The organism is Polynucleobacter necessarius (genome assembly GCF_900095195.1).
Lineage (GTDB): Bacteria > Pseudomonadota > Gammaproteobacteria > Burkholderiales > Burkholderiaceae > Polynucleobacter > Polynucleobacter necessarius_G.
In genome coordinates this window covers 316,285-331,425 of record NZ_LT606950.1, presented here as the reverse complement: position 1 = coordinate 331,425, position 15,141 = coordinate 316,285, and the positions used below count along the sequence as shown (strand labels likewise).

The window sequence follows — 15,141 nt, the reverse complement described above, 5'->3', positions numbered from 1 at the left end:
TTAAGCATTCTGCTCCCAGGAATAGCAAATATGAAAACAGCACAAGAACTCCGCGTTGGTAACGTAGTGATGATTGGCGCTGATGCCATGGTCGTCTTAAAGGCCGAATACAGCCGCTCAGGTCGCAACTCCTCCGTTGTGAAAATGAAATTTAAGAATTTGTTAACCAGCGCCCCCAACGAAGGTGTTTACAAAGCGGATGACAAGTTTGATGTGGTCATTCTGGATAAAAAAGAATGCACTTATTCTTACTTTGCTGATCCGATGTACGTTTTCATGGATGGTGATTACAACCAATATGAAGTGGAATCCGAATACATGGGCGATGCTTTGAACTACCTCGAAGAAGGCATGCCATGCGAAGTAGTGTTCTACGAAGGCAAAGCACTCTCAGTTGCGATGCCAAATTCCTTAGTACGCGAGATTACTTACACAGAACCTGCAGTGAAAGGCGATACGAGCTCAGGCAAAGTATTGAAGACAGCAAAATTGGCTACCGGCTATGAATTGCAAGTACCTTTATTCTGTAACACAGGTGATAAGATTGAGATCGATACTCGTACTGGCGAATATCGTAGCCGTGCTAACTAAGTAGTCAGCTACAAATAGGCAAAAGCCCGGCATGCCGGGCTTTTTTCTTTTGTTTAGGTTATGCGCTCAATTTATGCAATCAACTTGAACTGCTTCAGCAAGCCCTTCGCATGCTGATACTCAGCCTCTTTTTGCAACGCATTCCACGAAAGCGCCGGTGAGCTCGGCATGAGGCGATTTAATCGAACAGCAGACTCTGCTTGTTTTTGCTTAGAAACCGTTAACTTGCTGAGCAATTGATCTGCCAAATCAGGACGATTACAAATTAACGCTGCATCGCAGCCTGCATCCAAAGCCATTTCGGCGCCTTTCACTACCGATCCAGCAACACTTGCACCCTCCATCGACAGATCATCACTGAAAATCACGCCCTCAAATCCTAGTTCTTGACGCAAGATCGAATGCAACCAGATTTTAGAAAAGCCGGCTGGGTTCTGATCGACTTTGGGATAAATCACGTGCGCCGGCATCACCGCTGCCAAACTCAGATCTAACCATTCATAGGGCTTGGCATCGTCGTTTAGGATTTCGGCTAAAGAACGCTCATCGACTGGAATGGCAGCATGTGAATCTGCTTCAGCCCAGCCGTGACCTGGAAAATGCTTGCCGCAATTTGCCATGCCACCCAGTCGCAAACCTTCGTTCAAACTCTTTGCAAGGGCAAACACGATTTGCGGATCACGGCTAAATGAACGATCACCGATGACACCGCTGCGACCGAAATCCAAATCCAGTGCTGGCGTAAAACTAAAGTCGACCCCACACGCACGCAACTCTGTAGCCAACACATATCCACAGGCAGTCGCTGCCGCCATAGCCAATGCAGCAGACTCAGCCGCATGAGTGGATTTATGTTTTGCGCCCCACAACTCCCCTAGCTTGCGCATTGCAGGTAAATGGGTAAAGCCACCGGTCTTGGCACGCTGTACTCGACCACCCTCGTGATCAATCGAAATCAAGACATCGGGGCGCAGCTTTTTGATATCGGATGTTAATTTGGTGAGTTGTTGGCGATTGGCAAAATTGCGACCGAACAAAATGGCACCGCCAGTCAGTGGATGCAAGATACGACGACGGTCTTCTGCATTCAGTGTCTGACCTATTACGTCCAAGATAATTGGGCCTGGTTTCATGGTGGCTACAGTCATCTTTTCCTCTGGATATCGGTAATCGAGCGTTTTAATAATGGTTAAAAATATTCCGTGATTTACTTTTGCGTAACAATGACATGCGCAATAGCCATATTTTGTTCATCGCTTACGGTAACCTGCGCTTCCCAGTTTTTTTCCTTCATAAATTGCGCTAAGGCTCCCAAATAGGTAGTGATCGGTTTTCCGCTAGGCTCATTCAAGGTTTGCAAGGAACGCCAGGTCATCGGCATGCGCATGCCCAGACCAATCGCTTTTGAAAACGCTTCTTTGGCTGCAAATCGAGTCGCTAAAAATGCCATACCGCGCTTGTGATTTCTGGCAAGACGATGCTGAAACACCTTCATCTCATCGGGGCCAAGAATTCTCTCAGCTAATCGACCCTGGGTGCGATCGTAGGCCGCTTGTAAGCGCTCGATCTGCAATGTATCTGTGCCAATACCAATAATCATCGGGCGTTCTATTTCAATGGATGAATATGGTCTTTATGACGACCTCGAGCCATCAAGGCTTTCATATCTTCGATGGCATTTTGCCAGCCCTTGAAGAGAGCTTCTGCCACGATGACATGGCCAATATTAAGTTCGGATGGCTCCTCAATCGCCGCAATTGGCACGACGTTACCCTCATGCAAGCCATGGCCAGCATTGACTCGAAGCCCAATACTTTTTCCAAGCTTCGCCGCTTGACGGATACGCTCTAGCTCTTGCGCTTGTTCAGCGCCCCCCAAATCGGCGTAACGTCCGGTATGCAATTCCACTACAGTAGCACCGACATCCTTTGCCGCCTGAATTTGCTTTTCTTCCGGGTCAATAAATAAGGACACCCTGATACCGGCTTCTTGCTACTGTGCCGTTGCCGCTTTCACTGCCGCAAAATGGCCCACAACATCAAGGCCACCCTCAGTGGCCACCTCTTCACGCTTCTCAGGCACTAAACACACATCGTGTGGCTTCACTTGACACGCAATATGAGCATTTCAGGTGTAACCGCACACTCCAAATTCATGCGCGTCTTGATCAATGGGCGTAGCGCGATTAGATCCGCATCTTTAATATGGCGTCGGTCCTCACGAAGATGCAAGGTAATTAAATCAGCCTCAGCTTCTTCAGCCAATTGGGCTACCTTGATCGGATCTGGATAAACCGTACCCCGAACATTGCGTAATGTAGCAACGTGATCAATATTGATACCGAGCTCCAGAAGGTAATTTGCTGTCATGCCTATAGATTACTAGATTTTCTTGAGATCTATCAAAATTTGACGTGTCGTTAAAACTTGGTCATGCAAATGCAAACCCAATAGAAAACGCATCAATTGCTTACTCTCAGAAAGAGTCTGCAGATCTGAAAAATCACCTGCCGCAATCGCCAACAAGGATTGGCCCTTCAGAACAGGCCAATGCCCAGGATCATCAGCTTGCGCCGGACGCACCCCTCGCTCAGGCTGGTAAACATATTCCGTTTCAGCGTCTGGAAGATCGTTGGTTTCCACGCAGCGATCTAGGGCAGCAGCATAGCCAGCCTCTTGTAATAGCGAGAGTTCGAAAGGACGCAGAATTTCCTCTAAACCCTTGGATTCAAATTCGAGATTCGATAACGCATTAATTGTCTCGGCATAACGATCGTAGAGTTTCTCGTGCTCATCCTCACGCGCCAGAAATTTCACCAATAATTCATTGAGATAGAAACCACAAAGCAAGGCATCACCAACCAATGAGGGCATCCCACCCACCCACTCAGATTTAGTTAAGGTACGCAATTCCGATTTACCACTCCAAGAAACCAGTAGTGGCTGAAAGCGCTGTAAGACTGGGCGTAGTGTTGAATGTGGACGTTTTGCACCTTTTGCGATCAACGCCATGCGACCATGCTGTCTGGTAAAGACGTCTAATATGAGACTGGTTTCTTTATAGGGAATACTGTGCAATACAAAAGCAGGCTCGTCAGCAATGCAAATCGAAGCCATGAGTTTTTATTCCAGACCTTGTGCTCGCAATTCAGCGCGATCATCTGCCCAACCACGCTTCACCTTGACCCAAGTCTCTAAAAAGACTTTTCCATCAAAGAGCTTTTCCATGTCGATGCGGGCATCGGTTGAAATCTTTTTAAGACGTTCCCCTTTTTGACCAATGATCATGGCTTTATGGCTATCACGATCGACCAAAATGGTGGCGGAGATGCGGCGCATTTTGCCATCCATCTTGAACTGATCAATCACCACAGTTGAGGTGTACGGCAACTCTTCACCGGTAAAACGAAAAACTTTTTCTCGCAAAATTTCTGCAGCCAAGAAGCGCTCACTACGATCTGTGACAGTATCCTCATCATAAATCGCCTCGCCTCCCGGCAAATATCCCTCCAGCACATCTAAGAGCCTTTCAATATCGCCAGGGCTCTTCGCACTCATCGGCACAATTTCCGCAAACTCGGACGTTTGATCCTCATGACCGCCGATTGCACACCAAGGCTGGGCCATTTCTTTGATGAAATTGAGCAAGGCTTGATCACGCTCTGACGGTGTCTGAAAGCGACTATTGAAAACATCAAGCTTGTTTAACACCAACACCACCGGCAAGTTATCCGGCAACAGCTTTAATACCTTTTTGTCGTCCTCGCCAAAATAACCCGCCTCTACTACAAAGCAAGCAACATTCACATCTTGCAATGCCGTAGTCACCGTTCGATTCAATGCTTTATTCAGCGTATTCATCAAACGCGTCTGAAATCCGGGTGTATCAATAAAAATAAATTGCGCTTCTGGACGGTTTTGAACACCCAGAATTCGGTGACGTGTGGTTTGCGCTTTACGCGATGTGATGCTGATCTTTTGTCCAACTAAAGCATTCAATAAGGTGGACTTGCCCATGTTTGGACGACCAACAATGGCGATAGTGCCGCATCTAAACACGATTAGCCCTTTAGCTTCAGATTTAATTGACCTTCGGTCGCTTCTTTTTTGGCAGCTTTTTTCTTTGCTGAGCGAGTCTTCTTGGGCTTGCGAGATTCTTGTGGCAAGGCCTTGAGTACTGCAAGCAATGCAGTCTTGGCAGCTGACTGTTCAGCCGCGCGGCGAGATGCACCCTCACCTTTGACCGATACCTTCAAGCTCAGAATTAAACACTCCACCTCAAATTGCTGATTGTGTGCAGCGCCACTGGTCCCAGTAACGTTATAGGTTGGCAAGGGCAGTTGATAGCTTTGCAAACACTCTTGTAGTAGTGTTTTGTCATCCTTGCCCAAGCTCTTTGAATCGACTTGCGCCAGAATAATTGAGTACAGCTTACGCAAGCATCCCTTAGCCGCTTCAAACCCACCATCGAGAAAGATAGCGCCTGTCACGGCCTCTAGCGTATCCGCAAGTATGGAGGGGCGACGGATGCCTCCACTTTTCAATTCGCCCTCACCTAAACGTAGGTAGTCTGATAACGACAAGGTCTGAGCAATCTCATATAAAGCTTGTTGCTTTACTAAATTTGCCCGAACACGCGAAAGATCGCCTTCATCTAAATCAGAATAACGCTCATACAAAAGGTCTGCGACCACGCAATTCAGAATGGAATCCCCTAAAAACTCTAAGCGCTCGTTATTTTTCTTGCTATGACTACGATGAGTCAGTGCTTGATGCAAAAGCTCAGGCTTCTTAAAGGTATAGCCGAGGCGCTTTTGCAACGGTGCGGTTTCGATAACGGCGCGCGCACTCATGATCATTTACTCAAAGCCACCGATGCGGCCCAGATTGCCCAGATTAAGCCAAACAAAGAAGGCTCGTCCAACAATGTTCTTATCAGGCACAAAACCCCAGTAGCGGGAGTCCGCGCTGTTATCACGGTTATCACCCATCGCGAAGTAGTGGCCTGGTAGCACCTTACACGTTAAGCCTGAGGGTTGGTATTGGCAAAACTCAGCACCTGGGAAACGCTCTGTTGGAAATACAGTTGCTGGACGATCAGGATCATTCAGAATCTCGTGACGATTACCGCCCAAATCTACCGGAAATGTTTCGGTATAGCGTTTGGCGTAACGCATATTCTCAGGATCGAGATAAGCTTCACCGCCACTGTATTGCAAGGGCTGATCATTGATGATTAAGCGTTTATCTTGGTACGTAATGACGTCGCCAGGAATAGCTACTACACGCTTGATGTAATCAACGGATTCGTCACGTGGGTAACGAAACACAATTACGTCACCACGCTTGGGCGATCCCAGATCAACCACTTTTTGGTTAATAACTGGCAAGCGAATACCGTAAGTGAACTTATTGACCAAAATAAAGTCGCCAATTTGCAGTGTTGGAATCATCGATCCTGATGGAATCTTGAATGGCTCCACAATGAAAGACCGCAATACAAAAACTGCGCAAATCACTGGAAAGAATCCAGCTGTGTATTCCAGCCAAGGCGGCATACGATCAATACCAGCTAGCTTGCGCTGGGGGGCGAAGTACATTCTGTCAGCTACCCAGGCAACACTTGAGACGATCACCAAGATAAAGAGGATCAGCGCAAAATTCATTATTCTTCCACCTGCAAAATTGCCAGGAAAGCTTCCTGCGGTATCTCTACGTTACCTACTTGCTTCATGCGCTTCTTACCCTCTTTTTGCTTCTCCAGGAGTTTGCGCTTACGAGAAATATCACCGCCATAACACTTTGCCAAAACGTTCTTGCGCAATGCTTTCACATTTTCACGCGCGACGATATTGCTACCAATCGCCGCTTGAATAACGACATCAAACATCTGACGAGGAATAATGCCGCGCATTTTAGAAACCACTTCTCGGCCACGTGACTGACTATTACATCTATGAACAATCACGGACAATGCATCTACACGATCGCCGTTAATCAAGATATCCACCTTCACCACATCGGCAGGTCGATACCCCTTAAACTCATAATCCATCGAGGCATAACCACGTGAAATCGATTTCAGTCTGTCAAAGAAATCCAACACGATCTCGGCCATTGGCAATTCATACGTTAACTGAACCTGGCGACCCAAATAGTTCATCCCCGTCTGAATACCCCGCTTGCCAACACACAGCGTAATCACCGAACCCACATACTCTTGAGGCATGTAAAGATTCACGGTAACGATCGGCTCCAAGATAGTATCGATCTTGCTGACCTCAGGCATCTTGGATGGGTTATCCACCATGATGGTGGTGCCATCCGACTGCTCAACTTGATAGACAACAGTTGGCGCAGTCGTAATTAAGTTCATCCCGTACTGGCGCTCTAAGCGTTCTTGGACGATCTCCATGTGGAGCAAACCCAAGAAACCGCATCGGAAACCAAATCCTAAAGCTTGAGATACCTCAGGCTCATATAAGAGGGATGCGTCATTGAGCTTGAGTTTTTCCAGCGACTCGCGTAACTGATCGTATTCACTTGCCTCGACTGGGTACAAACCAGCGAAGACTTGTGGTTTCACCTCTTTAAAACCGGGCAAAGGTTCAGCCGCAGGAACGCGCCCTTGCTGTCCAGAAGCGTGCGTAACGGTATCACCCACTTTTGCCGCTTTTAATTCTTTAATACCGGCAATCACGAAGCCCACTTGACCCGCAGAAAGCTCAGGACGATCTACCGATTTCGGGCTAAACACGCCAACATGCTCTACCAAATGGGTTGAGCCATTGGCTATCAATGTAATTTTTTCTTTTGGTTTTAGGGTGCCATTCGCAACCCGAATCAACATGACAACACCAACATAGTTATCAAACCAAGAGTCAATAATCAACGCCTGCAGGGGCGCTGCTGCGTCACCTTTTGGCGGTGGCACTTTCGCAATCATTTCTTCAATGACATCCGCAACGCCCATACCTGTCTTGGCCGAACAAGTGACCGCTTCCGATGCATCAATACCAATGACATCTTCAATTTCTTTCTTCGCGCGATCAGGATCGGCTTGTGGCAAATCAATCTTGTTCAGAACGGGAACCACTTCAACACCGAGCTCAAGGGCCATGTAGCAATTTGCAACTGTTTGAGCCTCAACACCTTGACTGGCATCGACAACTAATAAAGCACCCTCACAGGCAGACAAAGACCGACTCACCTCATAAGAAAAATCAACGTGTCCCGGGGTGTCAATCAAATTGATGTTGTAAGTCTTGCCGTCCTTCGCCTTGTAATTTAGCGCTGCTGTTTGCGCTTTAATCGTGATGCCACGCTCTCGCTCGATATCCATCGAATCGAGTACTTGGGCTTCCATTTCGCGATCAGAGAGACCACCGGAGAGTTGAATAATGCGATCCGCAAGCGTTGATTTGCCGTGATCAATATGGGCGATGATAGAAAAATTGCGGATTAAATCCATAGCGTCTTATTCAGTGATTCCAAAAACGCCTTGTCAGAACGCACCACAATGATGCGCTGCAAAAAGCCATCTTAAAGGGATTGTAATGGGTGGCGCCCAAAAGGCGCCAAACCCCATTTTTTACCCAAAAAAGGGCTTATTTTGGTCGAACCGGTACGACCAGAGTGCTATCAGCCCGGCGAATAAAGACTGCAACCGCCTTGTTGGGATCCAAGCCTTTAACCAGAGCCTCAAACTGCTTTACTCCCGAAATATCGGTATCGGCCACCCGAATAATCACGTCCCCAGGGCGAGCGCCCGCTCTAGCCAAGGGACCGTCACCTAAGCCAGTCACCTCAACGCCGCCTCTGATGTTGAGCTCCTTCTTTTTGGCGTCTGAAACATCGGTGACGATCACACCCATAGAATTCGCACTACCTCCGCCACCCGCTGAAGCATCGGCTTTTTTCGCAACCTGCGCTGACTCCATGTCGGTAACGGTGACCGTTAATTCACGCGTAGCACCTTTGCGCCACACTTGCACTGGAACCGAGGTGCCCAGTTTTGTATCGCCAACGATACGCGGCAGGTCCGTCGACTTAGCAATATCACGACCATTGAAACTTAAAATCACATCGCCGGACTCAATACCACCTGCTGCCGCTGGTCCACCTGGTTCAACGTTACGCACATAGGCGCCTCGCGGCTTACCGAGACCTAAACTCTCAGCAACATCTTTTGTCATTTCACCAAGCGCCACACCAATACGACCACGTGTCATTTTTCCATTTGTGCGCAGTTGATCAGCTACTCGCATAGCTTCGTCAATTGGAATGGCAAAGGAGATTCCCATGTAGCCACCGGAACGGCTAAAGATCTGAGAATTAATGCCAATCACCTGACCGGCAGTATTTAATAAGGGGCCACCAGAGTTTCCGGGATTAACCGCAACGTCCGTTTGAATAAATGGGAGATAGTCGCCAGTGTCTCGACTCTTGGCAGACACAATGCCAGCCGTCACAGTATTTTCTAGACCAAACGGGGAGCCAATCGCTAATACCCATTCGCCAACACGCACTTTTGATGAGTCGCCCAAAGTAAGCTTGGGCAATTCACGAGCATCAATCTTGACTACCGCGACATCCGTGCGCTTATCCATGCCAAGCAACTTCGCTTTGAACTCACGTTTATCTGTCAGCGTGACATAGATCGTTGTCGCACCCTCCACAACGTGTGCATTCGTCAAAATTAAACCGTTTGATTCGATAATAAAACCTGAACCAACACCACGCTCCGCTTCTTGCGGCTTGCCCGAATTTGGCTGAGATTGTTTAGGACCATTCGGAATGCCTGGAATAGGCACACCAAAGAAACGGCGAAAAAATTCTGCTTGATCCTCTGGCATTCCTGGAATGCCGCTTTGCTGCTGCACCATGACCTTTTCAGTCGTCCGAATATTTACTACAGCGGGACTAGCGCGCTCAACCAAATCCGCAAAGTCCGGAATAGTGACGCGAGGATTTTGCGCAACGGCTGGCGCAATAAATGACATTTGCCCCAGACTCAAAACAGTCATGAGCGCAATTAAGTGCTTTTTCATAATGCGTGACCTACTTGGTAAAAACCAAAAAATGGTGATAAAGAGAGTATTAGGTCAGCTTACCAAAAATCAAGGTGCCGTTAGTACCACCAAAGCCAAAGTTGTTTTTGACTGCATGGTCAATCTTCACATCTCTGGCGGAATTGGCGCAGTAGTCCAAGTCGCACTCAGGATCTTGGTTGAAGATATTGATGGTAGGGGGTGATTTCTGGTGATGAAACGCCAGAATCGTGAAAACCGACTCCAAGCCCCCCGCCCCACCCAATAGGTGGCCAGTCATCGACTTAGTGGAATTAATCAATGCTTTTTTGGCATGGTCTCCCAACGCCGCTTTGATAGCATCCGTTTCATTTTTGTCGCCCAATGGGGTCGAAGTACCGTGAGCATTTAAATATTGGATTTGATCTGGGTTAATGCCAGCGTCACGCATTGCATTGACCATGCAACGACGCGGACCATCCATATTGGGAGCAGTCATGTGGTACGCGTCACCACTCATACCAAAACCTTTGAGCTCACAATAAATCTTCGCGCCACGTGCCTTTGCGTGCTCATATTCTTCTAACACCACTACGCCAGCACCTTCACCAAGCACAAAACCATCGCGGTCCTTATCCCAGGGACGTGAAGCAGTAGCAGGGTCATCATTGCGTGTTGAGAGTGCTCGCGCAGCAGCAAAGCCACCAACACCCAACGGGGAGATAGTGGATTCGGCGCCGCCAGCAATCATGACATCAGCATCACCGTACTGAATCAGACGCGCAGCCAAACCAATGCTGTGCAAACCTGTTGTGCATGCAGTAACAGCCGCAATGGTAGGGCCTTTTAGTCCAAACAAAATACTGAGGTGCCCAGAAATCATATTAATGATTGATCCTGGCACAAAGAATGGTGAGATACGACGAGGACCGCGGGCTAAATGCTCGGCGCTCGTCTCTTCAATCATGGGCAAACCGCCAATGCCTGAGCCAACCATGACGCCAACACGCTCGGCGTTCTGATCGGTTACTTTCAGGCCACTGTCGCGAATAGCTTGCGTGCCAGCGGCGATACCGTAATGGATAAACGTATCCATATGGCGCGCTTCCTTGGCAGAAACATATTCTTCGACATTGAAATCTTTCACCTCTCCAGCGAAATGAACGCTAAGTGGAGCGTGGTCGAACTTGGTGATCGTAGCAATGCCCGATTTGCCCGCAAGCAAATTAGACCAAGCTACATCAACAGAATTACCAACAGGTGAGATGAGGCCAAGGCCGGTGACTACTATCCGGCGTCGGCCATTTGATGCTGACACAGTAATGCGTAAGCTTGGGAATTAACCCTGAGCTTTTGATTTAGCGAAGTCGATCGCGAGTTGAACGGTGGTGATCTTTTCAGCTTCCTCATCAGGAATTTCGATGCCGAATTCATCTTCCAAAGCCATTACCAACTCAACAGTGTCAAGAGAGTCAGCGCCCAGGTCATTCACAAAAGAAGAATCATTCTTGATATCTCCTTCAGCGACGCCCAATTGCTCAGCGACGATTTTCTTAACGCGTTGTTCGATGTTATCCATTAAGTCCCCCAAGGGTTGTAAAAAAACGATGGAAGGATTTTATCAGTTTGGCGGACGTAATTAGCAAAACCGCCAAAAAATGACCAAATCCGCGTTTTGCCGTTAGGCCAGATAGAGCCCGCCATTGACATGTAGGGTATTACCCGTAATGTACCCCGCTGCTGGAGAGGCTAAAAATGCCACAGCTTGGGCGACATCCTCAGGGCTACCCAAACGCGCCAACGGGATGTTCACTTTTAGTGCATTTTGCTGCTCTTCACTCAGTGCCCTAGTCATATCGGTATCGATAAATCCGGGAGCTACGCAATTCACCGTGATGTTACGACTGCCAATTTCGCGAGCTAAGGCGCGCGTCATTCCAGAAACACCAGACTTTGCTGCAGCGTAATTTGCCTGACCAGGATTACCCATATGGCCCACGATGGATGTGATGTTAATGATGCGACCACCACGTGCTTTCGTCATTGGACGAAGCGCTGCTTGGGATAACCGAAATACTGAACTCAGGTTCGTATCGATGACATCAGACCACTCTTCGGATTTCATGCGCATTGCTAAGTTATCGCGCGTGATGCCTGCGTTATTCACCAAAATATGAGTGCCGCCATACTTCTTCACGATGCGATCAATAATTTCTTCGCAAGCATTAGGCGCAGTGACATTCAATACCAAGCCAGCACCGCCAGCAGGTTTTAAACGCGCATCGATAGCGCTGGCTCCATCGGTAGAAGTAGCGGTACCAATTACTTTGGCGCCACACTTTACTAACTCATCTGCAATAGCCTGCCCGATACCGCGTGAAGCTCCAGTGACTAAGGCAATTTGTCCGCTGAGGTCGAGATTCATAATGTCTTTCGCTGTGTTTTATTGATACTGTGTTTTATTTTTACTTTAAGCTAGCAAGCACTTCATTCAAGCTCGCCTCTCAAATACTGGCACGCCAGTCACCTGGTCATTAATACGCTTAGTCAAACCGGCTAATACTTTTCCAGGGCCGCACTCCACGACTTGATTAACCCCTTGACCCACCATCGCTTGAATGGTTTCTTGCCAGCGAACCGGTTTAGCCGCTTGACGCACTAAAGCATCTTTGATTGCCGCAGGATCATTCAGAATTTCTACATCCACGTTATTGATTACAGAAATAGTAGGTGCTTTAAATTCAATGTTGGCTAAATAGCCCTTGAGCTTTTCAGAAGCAGGCTGCAATAAAGAAGAATGGAATGGTGCAGATACTGGCAACGGCAACGCACGTTTAGCACCCGCTACTTTTAAAAGTTCGCATGCTTTTGCTACAGCATCACTTGCACCAGCTATGACTACTTGGCCGGGTGCATTAAAGTTCGCTGCCTCGACAACCCCGCCTGATTCAGCGCTCGCTTGCGCGCACACTTGAATCACAGTTGCGTCATCCAAACCCAAAATGGCAGCCATGCCGCCGGTACCGACAGGCACAGCCGTCTGCATCGCTTCAGCACGAAAACGCACCAAGGGAACGGCATCTTTAAACGAAATCACGCCAGCGGCAACTAAGGCTGAGTACTCACCCAAGCTGTGGCCTGCCATGACCTTTGGAACAGGGCCTCCCGCTGCTAGCCATGCGCGATAAAACGCAATCGCTGCAGTCAGCATTACTGGTTGGGTGTTCGTAGTTAATGACAATGCTTCGGCAGGACCTTCAGCGATTAATTTCGCCACATCCTCACCCAAAGCCTCGGAAGCCTCTTGCAATGTTGCTCGCACTTCGGGGCGCTCAGCAATGGAACTGAGCATGCCAACAGATTGAGAGCCTTGTCCTGGGAAAACGAATGCAAATGTCATAGGGTGAATTTAGTAAAGAATTGGAATCGATTAAATACGGATTAACGCGAACTGAAAACCATTGGAGAGAATTAATACTTCAAAGCAACCGCGCCCCAAGCAAAACCACCGCCAACACCCTCTAACAAGAGGTGATGACCACGTTGAATTTGGCCAGAGCGAACACCTGCGTCAAGAGCCAATGGGATCGATGCTGCGGATGTGTTGCCATGCTCATGTACTGTCACAATCACTTTATCCATTGATATGCCCATCTTCTTAGCAGTGCCCTCCATGATACGAATGTTTGCCTGATGTGGGACTAACCAATCAATCTGTTCAGGTTTGAGTTTGGCTTTTTCCAGCGCTTCATGCGCAACTTGCTCTAACACTTTCACTGCTAACTTAAAGACAGCTTGACCGTCCATCGTCATAAATGGTGAACCATGAACAACGCCATTACCTGCGCGACCCGGAACGCACAAAATATCGCGTTGACTACCGTCAGCATGCAATGCAGACGACAAAATACCAGCTTTAGTAGAGGCCTCAAGCACTACTGCACCTGCACCATCACCAAAGAGAACACAGGTGCCACGATCCTGAAAATCCAAGATGCGAGAAAATGTTTCGGCACCAATTACCAATACTTTTTTGTATGCGCTTGTCCGAATAAATGCATCTGCTGTAGCTAATGCATACATAAATCCCGCGCAAACTGCTTGCACATCAAATACGGCGCAAGAAGTATGAGCACCTAATTTATCTTGCACGACGCAAGCAGTACTCGGAAAACCACCCAAATGATCTGGAGTCGAGGTTGCCAAAATAATCAGATCGATATCCTTGGAAGTGATGCCCGCGCTAGTCAGCGCTGCTTGCGCTGCTTTGACTGCCAAATCACTGGTTAGTTCGTGATCGGCAGCAAAATGGCGCGCCGAAATTCCGCTGCGCGTCGTAATCCACTCATCGCTAGTCTCTAAACCCGATTTTGCTAAACGCTCCACTAGGTCTTGATTCGTTAAACGTTGCGCCGGAAGATAACTTCCTGTTCCAGCTACTCTCGCAAAAATACTCATTCTGTTGTCTCCGCTACAAAGGCTGCAGCAATACGATCAACCATCCGATTTTTAGCGGCTTCATAAGCGCGCTCTAATGCAAAACCAAATGCAAAGCGATCAGCAGAACCATGACTCTTAATAACGCAACCGCGAAGACCCAACAATACCGCGCCGTTATAACGGCGATGATCGACACGTTTACGTACTCGTAATAATGGCACCATAACGCAAACAGCCATCAATTTTGTAAGCCAAGAGCGATTGAATTCTTCACGGATCATGCCGCTCATCATTTTCGCAAGACCCTCGCTGGCCTTGAGTACAACATTACCAACAAATCCATCGCACACCACAATGTCGGTGGTGCCTTTAAAGATGTCATTTCCTTCAACGTTGCCGTAAAAGTTTAAGTTTGTTTGACGCAGAAGTTCACTGGTTTGCTTAACTACTTCATTGCCTTTGATGACCTCTTCGCCAATATTGAGAAGGCCAATCGAAGGAATGGGTTTGCCATCAACAACCTGAACCATCACGTTGGCCATTTGTGCAAACTGCACTAAGTGTATGGGCTCACAATCGGCGTTTGCGCCCAGATCCAACATCGTTGTGCCGCGCCCAAGTTCATTCGGTATCGCAGCAGCGATAGCCGGGCGGTCTACGCCATCTAATGTTTTCAATATGTAACGAGAAATCGCCATTAATGCGCCGGTGTTACCAGACGAGATCACTGCATCTGCGACGCCTTCTTTAACCTGCTCTATAGCAACGCGCATGGATGAATCTTTTTTACGGCGCAAAGCAATTTCAATGGGATCATCCATCAATACCACTTCACTTGCAGGAATAATTTGAATGCGCTTTACTGGCGCCTTAGAGGACTTACTTAATATTTGTGAAATTAACTCTGGATCGCCAATTAAGGCAATCTTCACATCAGTATGTTTTTCTAGAAAATCGCAGGCAGCGGGAACCGTCACGACGACTCCATGATCTCCGCCCATGGCATCGATAGCGAGAGTAACGCTCATAAACTGTTCGATTGCAGCAAGTGGTTAACCGACGTTATCCAAGAAAAAGCGGCC

At 48.0% G+C, this 15,141-nt stretch carries 15 protein-coding genes and 1 pseudogene; 1 reads left to right on the top strand and 15 read right to left on the bottom strand.

The window, feature by feature from the left end:
- Positions 1 to 30 precede the first annotated feature (30 nt).
- On the top strand, positions 31 to 591 hold the full coding sequence (gene efp, locus BQ1619_RS01890) for an elongation factor P (protein WP_114661938.1): 561 nt from the start codon (positions 31 to 33) through the stop codon (positions 589 to 591).
- Between the two features lie 71 nt (positions 592 to 662).
- On the opposite strand, the gene nagZ is transcribed toward efp, so the two are convergent.
- The 15 genes and pseudogenes from nagZ to plsX form a co-directional block, all read right to left on the bottom strand.
- Positions 663 to 1,739 carry a beta-N-acetylhexosaminidase gene (gene nagZ, locus BQ1619_RS01885; RefSeq protein ID WP_114661936.1) on the bottom strand — a complete coding sequence of 359 codons (1,077 nt, stop codon included), beginning with the start codon at positions 1,737 to 1,739 and terminating at the stop codon, positions 663 to 665.
- A 59-nt stretch (positions 1,740 to 1,798) separates the two neighbouring features.
- Entirely contained in the window at positions 1,799 to 2,191 is a 393-nt protein-coding gene (gene acpS, locus BQ1619_RS01880) for a holo-ACP synthase (protein WP_114661934.1), read from the bottom strand.
- Positions 2,192 to 2,199: 8 nt separating this feature from the next.
- Positions 2,200 to 2,960: pseudogene (locus BQ1619_RS01875) on the bottom strand (pyridoxine 5'-phosphate synthase).
- A 12-nt stretch (positions 2,961 to 2,972) separates the two neighbouring features.
- A complete protein-coding gene (recO, locus tag BQ1619_RS01870) occupies positions 2,973 to 3,707 on the bottom strand; it encodes a DNA repair protein RecO (RefSeq protein WP_114661932.1) in 735 nt (244 codons plus the stop codon).
- Positions 3,708 to 3,713: 6 nt separating this feature from the next.
- Positions 3,714 to 4,607 (bottom strand): GTPase Era, encoded by an 894-nt coding sequence (gene era / locus BQ1619_RS01865; protein WP_231968622.1) that lies wholly within the window; start codon positions 4,605 to 4,607, stop codon positions 3,714 to 3,716.
- 44 nt (positions 4,608 to 4,651) lie between these two features.
- Entirely contained in the window at positions 4,652 to 5,443 is a 792-nt protein-coding gene (gene rnc / locus BQ1619_RS01860) for a ribonuclease III (RefSeq protein ID WP_114663467.1), read from the bottom strand.
- A gap of 6 nt (positions 5,444 to 5,449) precedes the next feature.
- Positions 5,450 to 6,256, bottom strand: a complete 807-nt coding sequence (gene lepB / locus BQ1619_RS01855) for a signal peptidase I (RefSeq protein ID WP_114661930.1) — start codon at positions 6,254 to 6,256, stop codon at positions 5,450 to 5,452.
- Positions 6,256 to 8,061 carry a translation elongation factor 4 gene (gene lepA, locus BQ1619_RS01850; protein ID WP_114661929.1) on the bottom strand — a complete coding sequence of 602 codons (1,806 nt, stop codon included), beginning with the start codon at positions 8,059 to 8,061 and terminating at the stop codon, positions 6,256 to 6,258. The genes lepB and lepA overlap by 1 nt, the downstream gene beginning before the upstream one ends.
- A 136-nt stretch (positions 8,062 to 8,197) precedes the next feature.
- Positions 8,198 to 9,640, bottom strand: a complete 1,443-nt coding sequence (locus BQ1619_RS01845) for a DegQ family serine endoprotease (protein ID WP_114661928.1) — start codon at positions 9,638 to 9,640, stop codon at positions 8,198 to 8,200.
- 49 nt (positions 9,641 to 9,689) lie between these two features.
- Entirely contained in the window at positions 9,690 to 10,937 is a 1,248-nt protein-coding gene (gene fabF, locus BQ1619_RS01840; RefSeq protein ID WP_114661927.1) for a beta-ketoacyl-ACP synthase II, read from the bottom strand.
- Between the two features lie 21 nt (positions 10,938 to 10,958).
- A complete protein-coding gene (gene acpP / locus BQ1619_RS01835; RefSeq protein WP_114661926.1) occupies positions 10,959 to 11,198 on the bottom strand; it encodes an acyl carrier protein in 240 nt (79 codons plus the stop codon).
- A 102-nt stretch (positions 11,199 to 11,300) separates the two neighbouring features.
- Positions 11,301 to 12,044, bottom strand: a complete 744-nt coding sequence (gene fabG, locus BQ1619_RS01830) for a 3-oxoacyl-ACP reductase FabG (protein WP_114661925.1) — start codon at positions 12,042 to 12,044, stop codon at positions 11,301 to 11,303.
- A gap of 66 nt (positions 12,045 to 12,110) precedes the next feature.
- On the bottom strand, positions 12,111 to 13,019 hold the full coding sequence (gene fabD / locus BQ1619_RS01825; RefSeq protein ID WP_114661924.1) for an ACP S-malonyltransferase: 909 nt from the start codon (positions 13,017 to 13,019) through the stop codon (positions 12,111 to 12,113).
- A 71-nt stretch (positions 13,020 to 13,090) separates the two neighbouring features.
- On the bottom strand, positions 13,091 to 14,077 hold the full coding sequence (locus tag BQ1619_RS01820; protein ID WP_114661922.1) for a beta-ketoacyl-ACP synthase III: 987 nt from the start codon (positions 14,075 to 14,077) through the stop codon (positions 13,091 to 13,093).
- A complete protein-coding gene (gene plsX / locus BQ1619_RS01815) occupies positions 14,074 to 15,087 on the bottom strand; it encodes a phosphate acyltransferase PlsX (protein ID WP_114661920.1) in 1,014 nt (337 codons plus the stop codon). The genes BQ1619_RS01820 and plsX overlap by 4 nt, the downstream gene beginning before the upstream one ends.
- Positions 15,088 to 15,141 lie beyond the last annotated feature (54 nt).